Source organism: Cyanobacteria bacterium FACHB-DQ100, assembly GCA_014695195.1.
Lineage (GTDB): Bacteria > Cyanobacteriota > Cyanobacteriia > Leptolyngbyales > Leptolyngbyaceae > Leptolyngbya.
Genome location: JACJNW010000035.1, coordinates 103,091 through 123,292, shown reverse-complemented (window position 1 = coordinate 123,292; position 20,202 = coordinate 103,091). Strand labels below are relative to the sequence as shown.

The window sequence follows — 20,202 nt, the reverse complement described above, 5'->3', positions numbered from 1 at the left end:
ATTCGGATAGATGCTCTGAACCAGACGATCGCGCTAAATCTGCAACAGTTTTTTCGAGGAGGTAGCTGTGCGTCGATCGCTTAAATTTCTTGGAGTCCTGGTTGCGATGTCGATCGTTGCCGCTGACATTCCGAAAACTCACGCGGCAGATCAACCCAGTTCGGGATTGGCGACTCCTGCGGTTCCTTATGTTCCCACACCTGAAAATGTGGTGATGGGAATGTTAGAACTGGCAAAGGTGGGACGCGACGATATTGTTTACGATTTGGGTTCAGGCGATGGCAGATTAGTGATCACTGCGGCGCAAAAGTTCGGCGCAAAGCGAGGAGTCGGAATCGAAATTAATCCCGGTTTAGTCAACAAAAGTAATGAAAATGCCCGACAAGCGGGAGTCAGCGATCGCGTTCAATTCCTTCAGCAAGATCTATTTCGGGCAAATTTCCGCGATGCCACGGTTGTAACGCTGTATCTGCTCCCTCGAATTAATCTTGAACTGCGTCCGAAGCTCCTGAGCGAACTCAAACCCGGAAGCCGCGTTGTTTCTCATGCCTTCTCAATGGGAGATTGGCAACCCGACCAGCGAACCACCATCGACGATCGCACTGCCTATCTGTGGATTATTCCCGCCCAAGTCGAAGGCACGTGGACAGGAACACTTTCGACCCAATCGGGACAATCGATTCCTTACACCCTGCAAATGAAACAATCGTTTCAGAATGCAAGCGCAATGGCGCAAGTTGCAGGCACAACGATCAGCCTACCGAACATTAAATTAGTCGGCGATCGCTTGTCTTTTGAACATCGGCAAAAGCTCAATGGGCAAGATGTCCGAGTCCGGGTGAATGCTCAAGTGGTGCAAGATACTTTGCAAGGAACGGCTGAAGTGTTAAGCGGCAATTCAACCGAAACCTTAAACATGACTGCGAAACGCACCTCAACCCAACAAGGCGGATAAATCGATCTCACCTGCAATGTTCGGTGTCGTGAGATTGCTAGTCACAATGCCCTGATCAAAGCTGATCGTGCCTTGTGTGTTTGCCAAACTTGAGCCGAAATCTTGAGCGAGTTGCGGGAGGTTTAGTCTAGTTCTCACTGTGCCTAAACCTCCTGTTGTGTCGATCGTCGCAATACCGTTGTTAAACGTCACCGTTCCAGAACCATTCAAGGCATCTGTCACTGCTTCAGTTACAAGCGCTGATAGATCAAAGTTTGTCGCTAACGTCCCAAATGGGGTCGGAATGTTCAAAGTTGCTTGTCCATTGTTGAACACTACAGTTCCACTGATGGCATTAATCGGAATTGCAATGTCTTCATCTTGAATTTGCGGCTGTAAATCCAGAATCACCAAGCCATCATCGAAATTCACAACCCCTGGAATACTGCCAGCATTAAACTTAACTTGTTCTTCTAAGTCGATCGATGAGAAATAGTTTCTGATCGGCGTACTTAGATTTGTCACTAATGCGCCGTTACCAAACTCGATCGTGCCATTCGCCAAAGATGGCACATCAATCACCAACCGACCATCCGAAAATGGAATACTCCCCGAAATACTTTTAACCGCATTCTCTACAAAATTGCTTACTGTTTCAGCAAATGCGATCGTTCCGATGAAGCCCCCGATCGCGGTTGTGAGATTGCTAGTTACGCTGCCCTGATCAAAGCTAAGTGTTCCTTGAAGCTGCTCAAGTGCGCTAGAAAAGTCATTCGCGACTGGTGCGATCTCAATAATATTGCTTCTCTCTCCCGTCGGAGTATTAACGTCGATCTCGAGTTGCCCGCTGTTAAAGCTCGGTGTTCCACTAGACTGTCTCAGCGTTGGGAGGCTCAGAGGAGCGATCGTAGATGGTTTAAGGGTTGGCAGTGTTGTTAGGGTAGATGTCTCAAACATAGGAGTCTTATGCGCAGTGCTTGTACCTTATCAAGCCAACCGTACCGGAATTTACGCCCTTGGAGGTAAATCGTAAGAGCCAAAAATATGGAATTGCGTGAATCAAAATCAGAGTTTTTTAATTGCATAGTGATACAGTAAGGCACGGATAAAAGTTGGTTCGATCTGAGGATCAGTCGATCGAGGAAACGGGGAAAGAGCAGTGCAAATCTGCCGCTGTCCCGCAACTGTGAAGAGAATTATCTCCAGTCAGAATGCCCGCCAGCTTTTTCGTTCTCAAAGTTCTGCGAGGTACAGAATGAAGACTAAAAAATGGATGAGCCTTGCTGCAATGGCAGGGCTAAGTTTGTATCTAGTGATCGGTGCCGCCGCTCCTGCACAGGCAATGCACATTGCAGAAGGATTTTTACCTGTTCAGTGGGCGGCTTTGTGGTGGGCAATTTCGCTGCCGTTCTTCTTAATCGGATTACGATCGCTCACCCGTATCACCCGCCAAACTCCAGAATTGAAGTTGCTTTTAGCGCTGGCAGGAGCATTCGCGTTTGTTCTATCTGCACTTAAGATTCCATCTGTCACCGGAAGTTGTTCACATCCGACCGGAACCGGACTCGGCGCAATTTTGTTTGGCCCTTCGGTGATGACCGTACTCGGTGGATTGGTGCTGCTGTTTCAGGCAGTCTTGTTGGCACACGGAGGAATCACAACCCTCGGAGCAAATTTGTTTTCGATGGCGATCGTCGGCCCCTTCATTGCTTATGCGGTCTATCATCTGATTTTAAAAACAGGTCATCAAAAAGCAGCGATTTTCCTTGCTTCCGCTTTAGAGAATTTACTTACGTATGTCACAACTTCCTTTCAACTGGCATTAGCATTTCCCGCCGCATCCGGTGGCGTTTGGGCAGCATTTCTCAAGTTTGCCGGAATTTTTGCCTTCACGCAGATTCCATTAGCCATTAGCGAAGGACTGTTAACGGTATTAGTTTGGAACTGGCTACAAACCTACAACCGCAGTGAATTAGAAACCTTAAACCTGATTAAGCAATGAAACGCTCTTTAGCTCGACAAAATTGGTTACTTGCGATCGCCGTTGTCAGTCTCGCAGCTTTCCCGTTAGTGTTTGTCCGGGGTGAGTTTAGCGGTTCAGACGGTCAAGCAGAAGCCGCGATTCAAAACAGTCACCCCACTTACCAACCCTGGCTTAAGCCTTTATTCGAGCCTGCAAGCCCCGAAATTGAAAGCCTCCTATTTGCGACTCAAGCTGCGATCGGGGCAGGCGTGATTGGATATGTGATCGGATGGTACAAAGGGCGATCGCACCGAGACAAGTAGACGGTTTCCAGTGCGATCGCCGGAAGATGAGCGATCGCACTGTCCCTCATTCGTGGTCTTGCTCAATCCTCGCAATTCCGGTTTTCGGATAGTACCGCGCTAAAATTTGCCGATAGGTATGTCCGCTTTCTGCGAGTTCCAATGCACCAAGCTGGCTCATTCCTCGACCGCGAAACGCCTCCGCAACAATGTCATCTGAGGCAGCATACAGCGACTCGACAATCCCGCCCCTGTAGCTAATGAATTCACCCGCAGTCTGATCCACGGCTCGATTCGTGCGTTCTGATTCCCGCGATATTCCGCTATAGACCTGAAAATACTCGTCCGACCCCATGTGATAGAGCGGTTGCGCCCGTCGAAAATAATAAGTCAGCGCATACGATCGTGCCGCAACCGCCTGTGCTTTCAGGGCTTCTTTGTTCCAACTGGGCGACACTTCACTCGCAACCACACTATAGAGATAGTGACGTAGATCAATATAATTGACGACCCAAATTCGCCCACCCTGCGCCGCTAACAAAAAGCGCCCTCGATACGGCTTGTCACCCAAATACAGCACTCCATTCGGTGCAGGCTGAATCATTACCATTCCCGGCAACTGTCCATTGCCAAAACTGATCTGGTCGCCTGCTGCCTGAATGGTATAAGGATTTCCTGCCGCAAGCTGACTTAGCGATCGACCCTCTGCACCTGAAATTGTCGCCCCTTGAGAGGCAGTAATCGAAATTGTGGGCTGCCCCATTGCGATCGCTACCTGCATCTCAATCAGCGAATCCACGGTTCCTACGGATGCGGCAAATGCGGCTTTCGATCGCTCATTAATAGCGGCTTGTTCTTTTGTATATTTCTTCGGGTCGATCGGCGTTAAGGTTGATTTTGGAGAAGGTTTAAGGCTTGGCTGTGGCAGAGGCGAGGAGAGCACAATCGGTGTAGGACTTGGCGACGCAGCAGCCGGAGCCGGTACAGATTTTGCCTCGGTTTGAGTGTGTTGACTTAAGTACAGCCCAGCTAGAGGAATCAATGCCAGAAACGGCACGAATAGCCAAGGACGATGTTTCAGCCACTCTAAGATTGATTTACGCCACATAACTACAGATTTGGGAATTCAGAAAAGTCAGACAAGATCTCTACCTTAACCTTTATACAGTGCTGAATTCCTAAATCCGCTTACCACCTGCATAGCAAGCGGCACAGTTTGAGCAAAAACCTTCGCGCCCGTCGTATCATCTGCGGCTAGAACAGAGCGATTCACACTTGCCAATAAAAACAAGATAGATAGCGCGATCGTAGCTAGCAGTGTTCTCATCATTTGAATTATCTTTTTCATCGTTCATTTCACAAGCGTCAACAAGTGAGCCATTTCACTCCTACCCATGCTGTCGCCAGAAATTTCTTCCGTCAAAAGACGAATTATAAAATATTTCAAACCCGTAATTTAACTTAGCAATTAGCAGAGCTTTAGAAACAAACGTCGCGCCGCGTTTTTATTACCCTGATGCCGAAAGCAGCGTATTCAATCCCTAGCGCCTTGTCTCACTCACAAATCCTTTGGCTGAGTAGGGCTTGCGATCGCAGCAATTGATTTAGTTCTAAACAAACAAAGGAAGATTTCTATACTTTAATTCGATCAATTCAACGATTAGAAAATCCGCCAAGAAATGACGCAAAATCGCTCAACTATCTATTCATCTCGATACTAATCAGAGGTACAGTTTGAATGAAGTTAAATTTCTTATTGTTTGAATTTAGAATTTCTTTAGTTCCAACTGTTTTTTCACTAGACGCACGTCCACAAAGACGATAATCTTATTTCAATCCAAACATTGAATTTAATACATTCAATCGAATGGTTACTGGAACAAGTAGAAAGACAAATAGAAACAATTGACTTAAATCAATCGTTTCTATCGCATTCAAAACAGCTATTTCCTCGTAAAAATACGCAAGCATGATTCGTCCTTTCTGACGATTCATTTCAATCCAATTTAGCAACTTCAAACTTGCCAACTTGACTAAGTTGAACGCTGAACGATTGAGTTTGAGTCAGTCTGCAACGAGCCATTGCTGCTTGTGAACCTCCCCGCGGATCGCGTCTGATTTGTCGTGGGAGAAGCCTTGCTATCCTTGGAGACTCGACCATGACCGAATTCGACTTCTTGACTCGCCGAAAGTTCTTATGGACGGCTAGTGCAGCAGCCGGAGCCGTTGCACTAAAAGGGTGTACCTTAACTCCCCCTTCTCCGTCCGATATGTCCCCAAAAGCGCAAGTTCTTTCACTTTCGCCAGCTGAACAGCCCGAAACCACTCGGATCAAACTCGGTTATATTGCGATCGTTGAATCTGCTCCCTTGATTATTGCTCAAGAAAAAGGATTCTTCGCTCGGTATGGCATGGCGAATGTAGAACTTTCTAAACAGCCGTCGTGGGGAGCAGCTCGCGATAATGCTGAACTCGGCTCAGCCAATGGCGGTATCGACGGTGGACAATGGCAAATGCCAATCCCCCATCTGTTGAGTGAAGGATTGATCACCAAAGGAAACCGTAAGATTCCAATGGTTGTTCTATCGCAGCTTTGTACGCATGGCAACGGAGTTGCAGTTGCAAACACTCACATTGGCAAAGGCTTCGAGTTAAACCTGGCAAAATCTGGTGGAGCAGATTACATTCGCGAGCTGAAAAAGGCAGGGACACCCTTTAGAGCCGCTTATACGTTTCCCAAGGTGAACCAAGACTTTTGGATTCGGTACTGGATGGCAGCAAACGGTATTGACCCAAACACTGAAATCAATTTGATGGCAGTTCCATCCGCGCAGACGGTTGCCAACATGAAAACGGGAACAATGGATGCCTTTAGCACAGGTGACCCTTGGCCCTACCGGATCGTGCGCGATCGTGTCGGCTTCCTCGCTGTCTTAACGGCACAAGTTTGGCAATATCACCCTGAAGAATACCTCGCAGTTCGCAAAGAATGGATCGAGAAACACCCGAAAGCAACCAAAGCTGTCCTCAAAGCGGTGATGGAAGCTCAGATGTGGTGCGACAAGCCAGAAAACAAAGAAGAACTCTCTCGGATCTTAGCGCAGCGTAAGTTCTTCAATGTTCCGCCCGACTTCCTACGTGGGCCTTATGCGGGACAGTATCAGTTAGGCGACACCCAGAAAACCGAGAACAACCCAGAACTCGCGGTCAAATACTGGAAGGACGGCAGAGGCAGCGTGTCTTATCCCTATAAGAGCCACGATCTGTGGTTCCTCACTGAAAGTGTACGCTGGGGATTCCTGCCGCAGGGCGCACTCGGAGAAGCCGATCGCATTGTGAACGAAGTCAACGGCGAGAAGTTTTGGAAAGAAGCCGCTCGGGAAATGGGAGTGGCACAAGCAGAAATTCCACAAGAGTCATCGCGTGGAGTTGAAAAGTTTTTTGATGGCGCGGAATTTGATCCAACAAAACCGCAGGCGTATCTTGACAGTTTGAAGTTCAAGAGTTTGAAAGCCTAGTTGCGACTAGGACGAAAGATGTTTGCACTCACTTGCAGTAAGGAGAATCGACATGACAGCTACGTTGGGGAAGAGTAGAGCAGGATTGGGCGGAATTAATTTTGCGAAGATCGGCAAAGAAATTTTGCCGCCTTTGATTGCGATCGCAATCTTCTTAATCGTTTGGGAATTGCTTTCGGCGGCGAAAGTAATTCTTCTGCCGCCGCCATCAAGCCTGTGGACAGAAGAGCGGACACGAGAACTGCTGTTATATCCGTTCTTCGATCGCGGTGGCACCGATAAAGGGATTTTCTGGCAAACCTTCGCGAGTCTGCAACGGGTTGCATTTAGCTACACTGCGGCTGCGATTGTGGGAGTTGCGATCGGAATTCTCGTAGGCACAAAGCCTCTGATCTCAAAAGCCCTCGATCCGCTCTTTATGTTCCTGCGTACCGTTCCGCCGTTGGCATGGGTGCCAATTTCGCTGGCTGCACTGCAAAAGAACGAGCCTGCTGCATTGTTCGTGATTTTCATTACTGCCATTTGGCCCATTTTGATTAACACCGCAGTTGGTGTCAAAGAAATTCCTCAGGACTACAACAACGTTGCAAAAGTGCTGCAAATCTCGCCGAAAAAATACTTCTTCAAGATTTTGCTGCCGTCTGCGCTGCCTTACATCTTTACTGGCATGAGAATCTCGATCGGTCTTGCATGGCTGGCAATTATCGCGGCAGAAATCGTGATGTCCGGGATTGTGGGAATCGGTTTCTTTATCTGGGAAGCGTATCAGAACAACTACATCAGTGAAGTGATTCTGGCGTTGGTCTATATCGGTGCAGTGGGTTTGTTGCTCGATCGCTTCGTGGGCTGGATTCAGTCCCTCATTGTTAAACAGTAATTTCTAGAGGGAGAATAAGCACATGAGCAGTTTTGTTTCTGTTGAACAGGTTGACAAGTCGTTTCCGCTTCCGGGTGGACAAGAGTACATAGCACTCAAAGGCATCGATTTACAGATTAGAAAGGGCGAATTCATTTCGCTGATCGGTCACTCTGGTTGCGGTAAGTCCACGCTGCTGAATATGATTGCAGGCTTGGATAGTCCAACCGGCGGCATTGTCACCCTAGAAGGACTGGCAGTAAAGCAACCCGGCCCCGATCGCATGGTTGTGTTCCAAAACTACTCGCTCTTACCGTGGTTAACGGTACGCGAGAACGTCGGATTGGCAGTGGATGAAGTGCTGACTGAGAAATCGCCCCAAGAGCGTGTAGAACTGACCGAGAAGTACATCAGATTAGTCGGACTCGGACACGCGATCGACAAGTATCCGCACGAAATTTCCGGCGGGATGAAGCAGCGGGTTTCGATCGCTCGGGGTCTGGCAATTCAGCCCAAGCTGCTGTTGCTTGATGAGCCGTTCGGTGCGTTGGATGCTTTGACCAGAGGCAACCTACAGGAGCAATTGATCAAGATCTGTGAAGAGAACCAAGTCACCGCCGTCATGGTGACGCACGATGTGGATGAGGCAGTGTTGCTCAGCGATCGCATCGTCATGCTGACCAACGGGCCAAGTTCCAAGATTGGCAACATTCTCGATGTCGATATTCCGCGTCCGCGTAAACGGATGGAAGTGGTGAAGCACCCTAGCTATTACAGCTTGCGGAGCGAACTGATCTACTTCTTGAACCAGCAAAAGCGCGTGAAGAAAATCCGAGCGCAGAAAGTTGCAACGGTTGCGCGACATGGCTTAGAGAAAGTCAACCTCGAAATCGGCTTTGTGCCGCTCACCGCTTGCGCTCCGCTAGCGGTTGCAAAAGAGAAAGGCTTCTTTACAAAGCATGGTCTCGATGAAGTGTCGTTGGCACGGGAAACAAGCTGGCGCGGCATTGTAGACGGTATGACTGCTGGCTACTTAGATGCGGCTCAGATGCCTGCTGGAATGCCTCTGTGGATTACACTCGGTGGCAATGAGCGCAATGATAACCCCACAGTAGTTACGTCATTAACAATGACCCGTAATGGGAATGGCATCACCCTCGATCGCCGCTTCCAAGAACAAGGCGTGGATTCCTTGGAAAGCTTCAAAGCAATGGTTGAGCGCTCTCCCGAAAATCCACACCGCTTCGGCGTGGTTCATCCCTCCTCGATGCACAATCTGCTGCTCCGCTACTGGTTAGCTTCTGCCGGAATCGACCCCGATCACCAAGTGCATCTGCAAATCATTCCCCCCGCGCAAATGGTAGTGGACTTAAAAGCAGGCACGATCGATGGATTCTGCGTCGGCGACCCGTGGAACCTCAGGGCAGAGCGCGAAGGCGTTGGCACCACGATCGCATCGGATATCGATATCTGGCGCGGTCACGTCGGTAAAGTTCTCGGTGTGCGTGAAGAATGGGCAGCAAAATACCCGAATACGCACATTGCCCTGGTGAAAGCGTTACTCGAAGCCTGCCGCTACTGTGCCAATCCAGAAAACACGACCGAGATTCGTCAAATCCTGTCGCGTAAAGAATATGTTGCAACTCAGGTAGAGTATATTCAGCTAGGGTTAGGAACTTCTGATCCAGCCCATCATCTCTTCTTCGGCGAAGGCGCGAACCGTCCGAGCCGGACTGAGCATCTCTGGATCATGACGCAGATGGCGCGATGGGGTGACATTCCTCTGCCGCGCAACTGGGTGGAAGTATTGGAAAAAACCTGCCGCGTCGATGTGTTTAGTACAGCAGCGCGGGAGTTGGGTCTGGCAGAACTGAGCTACGCCCGCAACAAAATCGAATTGTTTGATGGCGTTCCCTTCAATGCGGAAGACCCGATCGCTTACCTCAACAGCTTAGCGATCAGGCGGGACTACACAATGGCAGAGATTGCTCTGCAACCCGCAAGAGCCACTGCTTAGGTTGAATTGGGGCATTGCGAATGCCCCTGATTCTCGCCAATGTCCACATTCATAACCTCACAGCTTCATCTCTATGAATCTCCCCATTGCCATGAACACAACAGAATCAGGTACCATTACTTCTGTTCAATCATCGTTGACCCAACCGTTTCTTACTTTAAAGAATGTCGTTAAGGTCTATAACACTCGTACCGGGCCTCAAACGATCATTAAAGATATTCATCTTGACGTGAAGCAGGGTGAGTTTATCTGTGTGATCGGTCACTCTGGTTGCGGTAAGTCCACGATGCTGAACACGGTTTCTGGGTTTGTGACTCCGACTGAAGGCGAAGTGAGACTGAAAGGGAAACTGGTTGAAAAACCAGGCCCCGATCGCATGATGGTGTTCCAAAACTATGCGCTGCTTCCCTGGTTGACTGCGTTTGAGAATGTTTATTTGGCGATCGATTCCGTTTTCCCACAAAAATCGAACTCTGAGAAAACCACGATCGTGAACGAGCACTTGGCGATGGTGGGTTTGGCGGAAGCCGCGCAGAAAAAGCCGCCTCAGATGTCAGGTGGGATGAGACAGCGCGTTGCGATCGCTCGTGCCTTGTCGCTCCGTCCTGAAGTGCTGGTTCTCGATGAGCCATTTGGAGCATTGGACGCAATTACCAAAGAAGAATTGCAGGAAGAACTCGCAAAGATCTGCTTGGATCATGGTTGTACCGTGCTGATGGTAACGCACGATATCGACGAAGCGTTGTTCCTCGCGGATCGTCTAGTAATGATGACGAATGGCCCCGAAGCAACGATCGGAGAAATCCTCACGATTCCGTTTGTTCGTCCTCGCGATCGTGCTCAAGTGATGGAAGATCCGCTCTACTACGATTTGCGGAACCAAGCGCTAGACTTCCTTTACAACCGCTTTGCTCACGACGATATTGAATAAGGAATGGGGAGTCGGGAATGGGTTCGTTTGTCATTCCCGATTTTCTTTTTAATCGCGCTCGAGTTTCACTTTCAGTTGACGATATTGGATTTGATAGGGTTCTAAAGTTGCGATCGTGCCATTGCGTTCTGCAATTTCTAGGTCATACGGCATCGTTGTACAAGGCTCCATCACAAGTACGTAATAATCGTTCCAGCCGCCGTAGCTTTGGAACATCCAAACATAAGGAAAATCATTCAAACTAAAATTCATCATCAGACTGGAGCACGATTGCGGATTTCTCACGCCACATTGCCCGATCGATAATCCAGAACTGTAGTAAAACTCCTGGAGCTGCGACGATCGCGCCGGAGCTTGATGAAGATAAACCACTTCACCGTTTTTATCGAGCGCAGTGGGAAATCTTGTTTTTCCGGGCTGTCCAATAATGCGGCTAAAGTCGAGCACGACGGGCTCGATATCGCAATCGGGTAAGATAATTTCGTCGCCTGCCTTGATCGCGATCGCTGCATGTTGTTTGAACAAAAATGAAACGGGCTGATCCGAAAGATTCTTGAATTCGTAGCCTAGTTGAATCTCAGCCTTTTCGACACGGATCGTTTTTTGAACTTGAACCGGAACTGTATGACAAGTTAAGCCGAGCGTGAGGCAGTCCGGCTTATGTTCTAAGACAGTCCAAGACCCTGACCAAAACTCTCCGTGATCCACCAATTGCCGTCCTTGGAACTCTCCTGCTGCATCGTTTGGGAAGATTTCATCCCAGCCCCCTGTCCAATGCCGATCGAAGGATTCGCCAAGCGCGATCGTTCTAGTTTGCGTAGAGTCATAGTGCGGCGGGTGCCAGATCCAATCGTGCCCGGTGCGTTTGTCGAGTAAGCGATCGATTCGTGCGCCTAAATCGGGTCGAATCACGACCTCAATCTCTACAGTTTCGAGCGTGATGGCAGGGACTTGTAAAAGTTCAAGATTTTGCGGCACCGTCTTATCCTCAGCAATAGTGGTGCAAATTCTACTGCTATCTAAAATTCAATTGCTTCTGCCCTGAGAAACAGGCTGAGATCGAGGCTGATTTTGTTTGCGATCATCTGCTTCTGCAATCTACTCGCACTGGGTTGCAGCTTCAGATCTAGGTTGATTCAGGGTGGAATCGAGCTTCAACAGGAATAATTTTGACGATAAATTCGTATACTTTCGCTGTTGAGTATGCGATCGCTCCTATTTTTCCTACCGAAAACTAAGTTTTGTATAATTTTCTAAACTGGTTTAGCCCCTTCAAGAGAAATCGGGTTAAATCTAAGGAAAGTGTTAAGGAATATAAAAAGAATTAAGCCGCCTGCAAGACTGCGCTACTCTTTTGGGCTTGTAGACGCTCTCAGCTTTGGAAGACCGAGGCAGAGTTTTATGTTCTTGATGCTGATTGACTAGCTCTCTATGTTCTAGGAGTGGTTCCGATGCAATTAGTTTCACGATCAACCCAAGCCTCTACGCAAGCCAGTTCACCGCTTCCAAGCGTTAACCAACCTGGAACCGCTCAATCTGAACGAATCGTTGTTTTTATCGATGGCGCAAACTTGTTTTATGCAGCGATGCAGCTTGGGGTCGAGATTGACTATACCCGACTGTTGCACTGTTTAACCAAAGGTCGATCGCTGATTCGCGCCTATTTCTACACTGGAGTCGATCGAGCGAATGAAAAACAGCAGCGCTTTCTGCTCTGGATGCGCCATAATGGCTATCGAGTTATCGCTAAAGACTTAATTCAATATCCCGATGGCTCTAAAAAAGCAGATCTCAACATTGAAATGGCGGTTGATATGCTGACGCTTTCCGAACACTGCGACACGATCGTATTACTGAGTGGCACTGGAGATTTAACTTATGCAGTGAACCATGTGTCGTATCGGGGTGTTCAAGTTGAAGTTGTCAGCTTACCGACAATGGTGAGTGAGAGCTTGATTAATGTGTGCGATCGCTTTACCGATCTAACCAAGCTGAGATCTGAGATTGAGAAGCTCCGTCCAAGTTAATGGATATGTATGTCTAATGGATACGTCTGATTCAAGGCAATAATACCCTCTAACGAGAACCAGTCATCTTTCGGTAATGGGCTGACCTGTGGAGCAAGTTAACAGAACCTATCAACAATCAGCATTGCAACGAAAGGCATCTCCAGGTCTAGACCACTACCAAGATGAAAAAGCAATAAGAAACTCGACAGAAGTACAAAGCGATCAGGATTTCAGCAAAAGTTCGGATTCTGCGGGAAGAATTGAACCATAGGGATGCGCTTCTTGCTGCAATCGTTTTGCTTGACGGAGTGCCAAATTTGCAACACGATACAGAGTCCTTAAGTCTTTGCCGTCAGCGGGATACTGTGCAACTCCTGCACTGAAGGTCACTTGCAAGGCTTCCCCAGTGTCGGTTAGCATTGCTTGCTGATTGATGCGTTCTAGCACTCGAATCAAGCGCTGTACACCGTCTTCTCGCGTCATGCCATACATTCCAACGACAAATTCTTCGCCGCCCCAGCGAGCAACAATATCCTCGTCGCAGAAAGATTGTTGGAGCAAAATAGCAAACTGCCGCAGCACGGAATCTCCTGCTGTATAACCGTATTGAGCATTCACATCTCGTAAGCGATCGATGTCAATTACTGCAAGCGCAGTCGGTTGATTATTACAGTCTGACGATCGTAAAAATGCCTCTAGGCTTTGTGTCGATTTTTGTCGGTTTGCAGCGCCTGTAAGCCAATCAGTTTCTGTGAGCTGTCGCAGCAATTTTACTCGTTCTAATTGGTTGAATAGACGTGCTACTAACTCTGATTCAAGGATTGGCTTGCTAACGAAATCATCAGCTCCAGCAGTAAAGGCTGGCGCGATTGCATCAGAGCGCGACTGTGTTGCCAGTATAATTATAGGGAGATGAAGCCAGCGCCAGTCATTACGAACGACCTGGCATAGCTCAATTCCATTCACATCCGAGAACTCAAGATCGAGTATTAACACATCTGGTGCAATGGTTTCTAGGGCTTCACAAAGGCAGTGGGAATTATTCAAAGTGAATACATTTAAGCCCGATAGGCTTAATCGTTTAACTAAGACCTCTAATAGAGCAATATCATCGTCTACTATTAAAATCCTTGCTGAAGGGTGTGGAGTTTTTGGAATGACTTGATGAATTGCTTCTAGAGTTTGTGCTCCTGTGGTTGATCTTGGAAGCAGAAGTCGTCCGCCTCGTCGAACCACTTCTAAACGCTCAGTAAAGTCATTTCGAGCCGTAAATACGATCGCCGGAATTACAGGGGAATGGTGCTGAAAAGATGAAAGCAATTCTAGTCCAGTGTTTAACGAGTCAAAGCATTCGAGATCAAGCAGGACAAGGCTGGGGGATTCATTCTCACAAAGCTTAATGACGGATTTAGGAGTTGATGCGATCGCGTTTTGATAGTTCCAGACGCACATCTCTCTTTCAATTGGGTTAATAAAACTAGGATCACGCGAGACGATCAAGATGAGGGGCTGGGGTATGGTTGCTTTAGGTAGATCTGTACGCGATTCCGCGCAGGTTTGATCAGTTGTAGAAGCAGGAAGATCAATCACTCGGCGCAAAGTTGAGATCAGTTCCTTCAATTGCTTTAAGCTTTTGGCGTTCAGGGATGGTTTCGCTAGAATCGATTCAATCTGGCGTGCAATTTGCGATCCTTCTGAAAAACCCAGTGATCCGAGTGATCCTATGAGTGAATGAGCTTGCTGAATCGCTTGCGGCTGTACTCTCGCATTTGCCTGATGCACCGACTTCTCAATGATGGCAATTTGCTGAGTGACTTGATCTTTGTGATGGTGCCAGATTGTACTCAGTTTCGATCGAAGCTCCTGTTTTACCGATCGAGCATCAGTAGGAACTGAACTGATTGGCTTCAATCGATAGCCTATTCCATATACTGTTTCGATAAAATCAGGGGGTGCACCTGCGGACTTAAGCTTTTGCCGCAATCCTTTAATGTGTGTTCTGACCGCTTCTTCACTGGGTGCATCTTCAAATGCCCATAAGTGTTCGATGATACTACCGCAGCTAAAAACGCGCCGTCCGTTACGCAGAAAGAGTTCAAGCAGTGCATATTCTTTAGGCGTAAGGATGAGGGGATGCGATCGATACTGAACTTCACAGGTACTCGGATCGAGTTGAAGGTCGTTCCATTCTAGGAGCGGTGAGGATGCAGCATTCCCTCGTCTAAGCAGGGCGCGAATTCGTGCCATTAGCTCCTCCTCATCGAAGGGCTTGACCAAGTAATCATCCGCGCCTGCATCAAGCCCAAGCGCTCGATCGTGATAGCTCTGATAAGCAGTTAGGAGCAGAATCGGGAGTTGGGCTGGAATTGAGCGGATACGCCGACAAACTTCGATGCCGTCGAGATCAGGTAGTCCTATATCTAGAATTAGTAAGTCATATTCAAAGCTATTAAGCAGGGCGAGTCCTGCTTTTCCGGTTGTTGCAACTTCGATCGCGTAGTGATGAGCAGTGAGAATGGTCGCGAGCGTCTCTGCGGTCAACCTGTCGTCTTCGATGACTAGAATTCTCATAGAACATCTTCTCGACTGTATTATTCCTCATTGCCAAGTTTAAAAGGTTAGCATTCTCCTGGTGTGGAACAGTTACAAATCGACAAAGAGATTGCGTCAGTTCAAGTTACAAACTGGGAGTGAGAGCGAGGAGTCTTTCTAGATGGCTACGTACTTCTAAGTTGGGAGCTAGCGGTTTTAACTGCATGGTGATTGAAATCGTTTGATCGTCTTGCCGCACGATCAAAACCGAGCAAGGCAATGTTCGCTGCAACTCTGGATTCAAAGCGCGAGCCGTAACAATAAGATCCGCATTCCAAAGCTGAGCTGCTTCAACTAAGGCTTGATCTGTTTGTTCTACAAGCTGAGCGATGTCGATGTAAGCATCACTCCCAGCCTCGATTAGAAGCTTATCTTCAGATGAAGTTATCAGACGGATCTGAGCTTGATTTGCTCTGGCGTAACTAAGAGCCGTAGTCAGAACACAATGACAGGATTGAGTAGGGTCGAGAACAGCGAGAATTTTTTGAAACATTGTTTTCACCCATTTGCAATGTGCTCATCTTAATTAAGCAATCTGAGGAAGTTGTGAGGATAGTCAAGCTTTTGTCTATAATCAGAGCTTGAATCAGAGCCTGTCTGTGAAGCCACGCTAACGCCCTCAAACTCTTGGAGTGTCCCAGCCTAGCACTTGAGCAATTTCGGCTGATAAGTGGACTGGCTCGAAGGGCTTGACGATTACAGCCTTAAATCCCATCTTTTCGTAAGAGGAACGCTCGTCTGGTAGGACTTTTGCGCTGAGCAAAATTACTGGAATAGACTGAGTTATAGGGTTGGACTGTAATTTCTGAAAGGTTGAAATTCCATCCATGTCAGGCATCATCACGTCGAGTAAAATCGCGTCTGGCTGCGTTGTCTCAGCCTTGGCTAATCCTTCTTGTCCGGAGCCAGCAGTTGTCACTTCCCAGCCTGCAACCGTTTCTAGACAAATTTGGGTCACTTCTCGAATTAAGGAATCATCGTCGATCATCAAAATGCGCTTAGCTATCATGAGAGATGCCGCTTCAGATGTAATTTGCTATTTATCTTTCCTGAGAGTACGTCATTTAGTAAGGCACCTCAAGGAAAAATTCGATCGCTCTTTTCAAGACTTGACCCTGAGCAAACAAGTTAAACTAAGAGTAAAGCATCGGGGAATACTTTCGCTTCACAATTCCTCAGTGCCCGCACTCTAAAAATCGCTTCCATCTCCTAATAGAGGAGGAATTATGATTCATCGCCAACCGATTATTTTTTATAGTCTTGCTGGTGTTCTAGCCGGAAGCATTATTGCCGCCTTGATTCTGCTGACCGCTAAGCCAACGGCTCCAACTTTTTCTAGCAGTCAGCCCTCTCAGACTGACTTAAATTCAGCAACTCCCGATCGTTCGACACCTACTCCCTTAGAACTCAGAAGACACGGGCAAGCTGATCAGCACTTTATTGTAATGATGATTCCGCATCATGAAGATGCTGTAGAGATGTCTAAGTTAGCTCTACAGCGCGCAACGCATCCTGAGCTTAAAACGTTAGCAAGCACCATTCAAACCACTCAAACCCGCGAAATTGAGCAGATGAGAACCTGGTACAAGCAGTGGTACGGAACGGAGGTTCCTGCATGGCAGTCTGGTGTTCATAATTCTAGTATGAGACACCAAGGAATGATGAGGATGCGAAGCGATCTTGCAGCGCTACAATCTGCAAAAGACTTCGATCGAGCTTTTCTAGAAGAGATGATTCCGCACCATCAAATGGCAGTCATGATGGCACAAATGTTACTGTCAAATCCCCAGCATCCTGAACTTCGGGATTTAGCTACATCGGTGATTAAAACTCAAACAGATGACATCAATCAGATGCAACAGTGGTATCAATCTTGGTATCCAACTGACGCGCCAATGGCAGGACTGCGTTAAAAATGCACGAATTCTCGATGATCGCAAAGCAGATAAAACGATCGCGGCTAGAGAAGGCCCAAAACTGGCTAAAATCCCTAAGACCGTTGCGGCAACTTCTGCAAAGGGTAAAACAAGATTCGCACAAAGATTCGCGCAGAGCCAACAGAGCCAAGACCAGCCGAAAGCAATCAGACAATAGGTGAATAAATTTGCTGTGTAGGAACGTTGGTTTTCAGAGGGTTGCATCATTGCTTAATCGGGAAGTAGAGAAGCCTAATCAGAAGTCTAATCAAATGTAAGACTGCCGATCTGCCCTGCACTCATGGGGAATTTAGGGGACGACCCAGATACAGCATCGAAGCGAATCCTTCCCGTTGAACTCGCATTATCTTACCTTTTCTCCATTTGCCAACTCAGCAGCATCACCGGAATTAAACCAACTAGCACGATCGCCAGTGCTGATCCAGAAGCTTCTGCCAATCGTTCATCGGAGGCGAGGTTGTAGACGTGAACCGCTAATGTATCAAAGTTAAACGGTCGGATAATCAAGGTTGCAGAAAGTTCCTTCATGACATCGACAAACACTAAAATTGCAGCCGCCAGAACGCCTTTCCACAATAGCGGGATGTGAATGCGGAACAGTGTATTCGTTGCTCCAAATCCTAAACTCCGAGACGCATCATCTAAGCTCGGTTTAATGTTCGTCAAACTTGCTTCGATGCTATTAAAGGACAAGGCTAGGAATCTCACCAAATAAGCAAAGATGAGCGCAAAGATAGTTCCACTGAGTAATAATCCAGTCGAAATGTTGAAGGTCGATCGCATCCAGCTATCGATCGCATTATCGAACAATCCAAACGGCACTAAAACTCCAACCGCAATCACTGATCCTGGCACCGCATAGCCCATTGAAGCAACGTAAGCTGCAATCCGCATCGTGATCGATCGATTCAAGCGCAATCCATACGCCAGAATGATGCCGATGACGATTGCAACTCCTGCCGCTAACCCTGAGACAATTAAACTATTGCTAGCAAAGTCCCAAAATCGCTGATCAAAGGCTTGCTCCCAATTGTCCAAAGTCATTTTTAATAAAAATCCTCCAGGAACAAAGAAGCCTAGCAATAAGGGCACTAAACAGAACAGCAAAGCTGCGATCGCCCTCAAGCCTCGAAGCTGGTATTTCTGAATCGACTGTGATCCACTCGACTGATAGTATTTTCCCCGTCCGCGTGAGAGCTGTTCTAACAGAATCAGAGCAAAAATAAACATCAACAAAAACGCAGATAACTGAGTCGCAGCCAGTCTTTCACCCATGCCAAACCAAGTACGATAAATTCCAGTTGTAAAGGTACTCACCTCAAAAAACTGTACGGTTGCATAGTCATTCAGCGTTTCCATCAATGCAAGCGACAATCCCGCTACGATCGCGGGACGCGCTAACGGTAATGCTACTTTTCTAAAGCTTTGCCAAGGGCTACAACCGAGACTCCGACTTGCTTCGATCGTACAAACCGACTGTGAAAGAAATGCCGATCGCGCCAACAAATACACATACGGATACAGCACCAGAACGAGCATCAATGCAGCACCCCAGAGCGATCGCACATTCGGAAACCAGTAATCCTGCATTGTTTTCCAACCGAACCACGATCGCAAACTCATCTGCACAATTCCGTAATAATCAAGCAGATCGGTATAGGTGTACGCCAAGATGTACGCTGGAGCAGCTAACGGTAGCAACAATGCCCACGTTAAAATCCGACTTCCCGGAAAACGGCACATCGTCACCAGCCAAGCGGTTCCAGTTCCAATTACACCGACTCCGAGTGCAACCCAAACCATTAACAACAGGGAATTGATCACATAAGTTGACAACACCGTTTCGGCTAGATGTTGCCAAACTGATCGCGCATCTGCGAACAATCCACTTAAAACTGAAATAATTGGAAGTGCGATTAATAAAGCGATCGCCATCACCAACATTGTCCAGCCACTCAGCCCCGTCTTTTTCTCCGATGAAATCTGCATACAGTTTTGAACAAATTCTTCAAACTACTTTACTGTGGTTCCAAAATTGTTGATGATAAGTCTCAATAAGCTCGACATCATCAAAAATGCTTGAATCCATTCTCCTGCAACTTGACAACGTTTCAAAACGGTTTTCTGATACTCCTGTGGTTGATGCAGTATCTCTGAAACTGCGGCAGGGAGAGCTATTGAGCCTCTTGGGTGCTTCTGGCTGTGGGAAAACAACGTTATTGCGATTAATTGCCGGATTTGAGCGTCCTCAATCCGGCAGTATCGAGCTTGCAGGGCAGGAAGTCGCAGGCGCAAAGCGATGGCTCCCCCCCGAACAGCGCGATATTGGGATGGTGTTTCAGGACTATGCGCTGTTTCCGCATCTGACCTTGGCAGAGAATGTGGGCTTTGGGTTAAAAAAATCTCGTCGAAAGAGATCGAGCTATCCTTCTAAGGAAGCCAAAAAGCTGATTGCCGACGCGATCGCTCAAGTTGGACTGTCTGGCTTAGAAAAGCGCTATCCGCACGAGCTTTCTGGAGGACAGCAGCAGCGGGTCGCCCTTGCGAGAGCGTTAGCGCCTCAGCCCGCTCTAATTTTGCTCGATGAGCCTTTGAGCAATTTAGATGTGCAAGTGCGATCGCACCTGCGTCAAGAAATCCGCTCAATTATCAAAACAGTGGGAACAACTGCAATTTTTGTTACCCACGATCAAGAAGAAGCATTATCAATTTCCGATCGTGTTGCCGTGATGAACCAAGGGCGGATTGAGCAGTTAGCTACTCCTGAAGCGCTTTATAGTGAGCCTGCTACGCGATATGTTGCTGAGTTTGTCACGCAGGGGAATTTTTTACCTGCAACTTTTGATAGCAAAGGCTGGAAAACTGAGATCGGAACAATCGTTCTTAACCATCTAAGTGATCCGATCTCAGATCAAGCAGATTTGATGATTCGGCAGGAAGATATTCGTTTAGAACCTGATGCGAACGGTGCGATCGTCGTGGTCGATCGACAGTTTTTAGGACGGGAGCATCGCTATTGCATTCAATTTAGTTCTGGAAACCGTTTGCAAGCGTTAAGCGCCATCAAACCTGCCCTAGAAATCGGAACGCGAGTGAGGATTCGAGCGAATTTATCCGCGATTCGAGCTTTCTTTACTGATTAA

Annotated in this window: 18 protein-coding genes and 1 riboswitch; of the genes, 10 read left to right on the top strand and 8 right to left on the bottom strand. The window is 47.6% G+C overall.

What is annotated here, in order from left to right:
* Nucleotides 1-106 precede the first annotated feature (106 nt).
* Nucleotides 107-955 carry a class I SAM-dependent methyltransferase gene (locus H6F51_20575; GenBank protein MBD1824868.1) on the top strand — a complete coding sequence of 283 codons (849 nt, stop codon included), beginning with the start codon at nucleotides 107-109 and terminating at the stop codon, nucleotides 953-955.
* Here the strand turns inward: H6F51_20575 and H6F51_20570 are convergent.
* Nucleotides 935-1,891: a hypothetical protein gene (locus H6F51_20570; protein ID MBD1824867.1), complete on the bottom strand. Its 957-nt coding sequence runs from the start codon at nucleotides 1,889-1,891 to the stop codon at nucleotides 935-937. The two genes, H6F51_20575 and H6F51_20570, sit on opposite strands and share 21 nt — an antisense overlap.
* 139 nt (nucleotides 1,892-2,030) lie before the next feature.
* A riboswitch (cobalamin riboswitch) is annotated at nucleotides 2,031-2,172 on the top strand.
* A gap of 17 nt (nucleotides 2,173-2,189) precedes the next feature.
* On the opposite strand from H6F51_20570, the gene H6F51_20565 reads away from it, so the two are divergent.
* The gene (locus H6F51_20565; protein MBD1824866.1) at nucleotides 2,190-2,936 is read left to right on the top strand and encodes an energy-coupling factor ABC transporter permease; all 747 of its coding nucleotides are present in this window, start codon (nucleotides 2,190-2,192) and stop codon (nucleotides 2,934-2,936) included.
* Nucleotides 2,933-3,220 carry an energy-coupling factor ABC transporter substrate-binding protein gene (locus H6F51_20560; protein MBD1824865.1) on the top strand — a complete coding sequence of 96 codons (288 nt, stop codon included), beginning with the start codon at nucleotides 2,933-2,935 and terminating at the stop codon, nucleotides 3,218-3,220. The genes H6F51_20565 and H6F51_20560 overlap by 4 nt, the downstream gene beginning before the upstream one ends.
* Nucleotides 3,221-3,266: 46 nt before the next feature.
* Here the strand turns inward: H6F51_20560 and H6F51_20555 are convergent, their stop codons facing one another.
* Together H6F51_20555 and H6F51_20550 are read right to left on the bottom strand one after the other, a co-directional pair.
* On the bottom strand, nucleotides 3,267-4,307 hold the full coding sequence (locus H6F51_20555; GenBank protein MBD1824864.1) for a SpoIID/LytB domain-containing protein: 1,041 nt from the start codon (nucleotides 4,305-4,307) through the stop codon (nucleotides 3,267-3,269).
* Nucleotides 4,308-4,352: 45 nt separating this feature from the next.
* On the bottom strand, nucleotides 4,353-4,547 hold the full coding sequence (locus tag H6F51_20550; protein ID MBD1824863.1) for a hypothetical protein: 195 nt from the start codon (nucleotides 4,545-4,547) through the stop codon (nucleotides 4,353-4,355).
* An 811-nt stretch (nucleotides 4,548-5,358) separates the two neighbouring features.
* On the opposite strand from H6F51_20550, the gene H6F51_20545 reads away from it, so the two are divergent.
* The 4 genes from H6F51_20545 to H6F51_20530 all read left to right on the top strand — a co-directional run bounded on the left by H6F51_20545 (nucleotide 5,359) and on the right by H6F51_20530 (nucleotide 10,521).
* Nucleotides 5,359-6,717, top strand: coding sequence for an ABC transporter substrate-binding protein (locus H6F51_20545; GenBank protein MBD1824862.1), 1,359 nt, complete (start codon nucleotides 5,359-5,361; stop codon nucleotides 6,715-6,717).
* A gap of 52 nt (nucleotides 6,718-6,769) precedes the next feature.
* Nucleotides 6,770-7,594, top strand: coding sequence for a nitrate ABC transporter permease (gene ntrB / locus H6F51_20540; GenBank protein ID MBD1824861.1), 825 nt, complete (start codon nucleotides 6,770-6,772; stop codon nucleotides 7,592-7,594).
* 22 nt (nucleotides 7,595-7,616) lie between these two features.
* Entirely contained in the window at nucleotides 7,617-9,590 is a 1,974-nt protein-coding gene (locus H6F51_20535) for an ABC transporter substrate-binding protein (GenBank protein ID MBD1824860.1), read from the top strand.
* Nucleotides 9,591-9,681: 91 nt separating this feature from the next.
* Complete coding sequence (locus H6F51_20530; protein ID MBD1824859.1) at nucleotides 9,682-10,521, top strand: ATP-binding cassette domain-containing protein; 840 nt, start codon at nucleotides 9,682-9,684, stop codon at nucleotides 10,519-10,521.
* Nucleotides 10,522-10,569: 48 nt separating this feature from the next.
* Here the strand turns inward: H6F51_20530 and H6F51_20525 are convergent, their stop codons facing one another.
* Nucleotides 10,570-11,499: a hypothetical protein gene (locus H6F51_20525; protein ID MBD1824858.1), complete on the bottom strand. Its 930-nt coding sequence runs from the start codon at nucleotides 11,497-11,499 to the stop codon at nucleotides 10,570-10,572.
* A gap of 473 nt (nucleotides 11,500-11,972) precedes the next feature.
* On the opposite strand from H6F51_20525, the gene H6F51_20520 reads away from it, so the two are divergent.
* On the top strand, nucleotides 11,973-12,548 hold the full coding sequence (locus H6F51_20520) for an NYN domain-containing protein (protein MBD1824857.1): 576 nt from the start codon (nucleotides 11,973-11,975) through the stop codon (nucleotides 12,546-12,548).
* Between the two features lie 204 nt (nucleotides 12,549-12,752).
* Here H6F51_20520 and H6F51_20515 read toward each other — a convergent pair whose 3' ends face one another.
* From H6F51_20515 to H6F51_20505, 3 genes are all read right to left on the bottom strand, one after another.
* Nucleotides 12,753-15,101 carry a response regulator gene (locus tag H6F51_20515; protein ID MBD1824856.1) on the bottom strand — a complete coding sequence of 783 codons (2,349 nt, stop codon included), beginning with the start codon at nucleotides 15,099-15,101 and terminating at the stop codon, nucleotides 12,753-12,755.
* A 106-nt stretch (nucleotides 15,102-15,207) separates the two neighbouring features.
* On the bottom strand, nucleotides 15,208-15,615 hold the full coding sequence (locus H6F51_20510) for a universal stress protein (GenBank protein MBD1824855.1): 408 nt from the start codon (nucleotides 15,613-15,615) through the stop codon (nucleotides 15,208-15,210).
* A gap of 126 nt (nucleotides 15,616-15,741) precedes the next feature.
* Nucleotides 15,742-16,131: a response regulator gene (locus H6F51_20505; GenBank protein MBD1824854.1), complete on the bottom strand. Its 390-nt coding sequence runs from the start codon at nucleotides 16,129-16,131 to the stop codon at nucleotides 15,742-15,744.
* Nucleotides 16,132-16,348: 217 nt separating this feature from the next.
* Between H6F51_20505 and H6F51_20500 the strand changes: the two genes are divergently transcribed.
* Entirely contained in the window at nucleotides 16,349-17,035 is a 687-nt protein-coding gene (locus tag H6F51_20500; protein ID MBD1824853.1) for a DUF305 domain-containing protein, read from the top strand.
* A gap of 372 nt (nucleotides 17,036-17,407) precedes the next feature.
* Here H6F51_20500 and H6F51_20495 read toward each other — a convergent pair whose 3' ends face one another.
* Nucleotides 17,408-19,048, bottom strand: a complete 1,641-nt coding sequence (locus tag H6F51_20495; protein MBD1824852.1) for an iron ABC transporter permease — start codon at nucleotides 19,046-19,048, stop codon at nucleotides 17,408-17,410.
* A gap of 86 nt (nucleotides 19,049-19,134) precedes the next feature.
* Here H6F51_20495 and H6F51_20490 point away from each other — a divergent pair, with 86 nt between their 5' ends.
* Nucleotides 19,135-20,202, top strand: a complete 1,068-nt coding sequence (locus tag H6F51_20490) for an ABC transporter ATP-binding protein (protein MBD1824851.1) — start codon at nucleotides 19,135-19,137, stop codon at nucleotides 20,200-20,202.

What these genes read in the sequence shown, in the direction of transcription:
- H6F51_20535 (MBD1824860.1), top strand. Translation starts at nt 7,617, where the DNA reads ATGAGCAGTTTTGTTTCTGTTGAACAGGTTGACAAGTCGTTTCCGCTT.
- H6F51_20510 (MBD1824855.1), bottom strand. Translation starts at nt 15,615, where the DNA reads ATGTTTCAAAAAATTCTCGCTGTTCTCGACCCTACTCAATCCTGTCAT.
- H6F51_20565 (MBD1824866.1), top strand. Translation starts at nt 2,190, where the DNA reads ATGAAGACTAAAAAATGGATGAGCCTTGCTGCAATGGCAGGGCTAAGT.
- H6F51_20560 (MBD1824865.1), top strand. Translation starts at nt 2,933, where the DNA reads ATGAAACGCTCTTTAGCTCGACAAAATTGGTTACTTGCGATCGCCGTT.
- H6F51_20515 (MBD1824856.1), bottom strand. Translation starts at nt 15,101, where the DNA reads ATGAGAATTCTAGTCATCGAAGACGACAGGTTGACCGCAGAGACGCTC.
- H6F51_20545 (MBD1824862.1), top strand. Translation starts at nt 5,359, where the DNA reads ATGACCGAATTCGACTTCTTGACTCGCCGAAAGTTCTTATGGACGGCT.
- H6F51_20575 (MBD1824868.1), top strand. Translation starts at nt 107, where the DNA reads ATGTCGATCGTTGCCGCTGACATTCCGAAAACTCACGCGGCAGATCAA.
- H6F51_20505 (MBD1824854.1), bottom strand. Translation starts at nt 16,131, where the DNA reads ATGATAGCTAAGCGCATTTTGATGATCGACGATGATTCCTTAATTCGA.
- H6F51_20490 (MBD1824851.1), top strand. Translation starts at nt 19,135, where the DNA reads ATGCTTGAATCCATTCTCCTGCAACTTGACAACGTTTCAAAACGGTTT.
- ntrB (MBD1824861.1), top strand. Translation starts at nt 6,770, where the DNA reads ATGACAGCTACGTTGGGGAAGAGTAGAGCAGGATTGGGCGGAATTAAT.
- H6F51_20570 (MBD1824867.1), bottom strand. Translation starts at nt 1,891, where the DNA reads ATGTTTGAGACATCTACCCTAACAACACTGCCAACCCTTAAACCATCT.
- H6F51_20530 (MBD1824859.1), top strand. Translation starts at nt 9,682, where the DNA reads ATGAACACAACAGAATCAGGTACCATTACTTCTGTTCAATCATCGTTG.
- H6F51_20555 (MBD1824864.1), bottom strand. Translation starts at nt 4,307, where the DNA reads ATGTGGCGTAAATCAATCTTAGAGTGGCTGAAACATCGTCCTTGGCTA.
- H6F51_20520 (MBD1824857.1), top strand. Translation starts at nt 11,973, where the DNA reads ATGCAATTAGTTTCACGATCAACCCAAGCCTCTACGCAAGCCAGTTCA.
- H6F51_20500 (MBD1824853.1), top strand. Translation starts at nt 16,349, where the DNA reads ATGATTCATCGCCAACCGATTATTTTTTATAGTCTTGCTGGTGTTCTA.
- H6F51_20495 (MBD1824852.1), bottom strand. Translation starts at nt 19,048, where the DNA reads ATGCAGATTTCATCGGAGAAAAAGACGGGGCTGAGTGGCTGGACAATG.
- H6F51_20550 (MBD1824863.1), bottom strand. Translation starts at nt 4,547, where the DNA reads ATGAAAAAGATAATTCAAATGATGAGAACACTGCTAGCTACGATCGCG.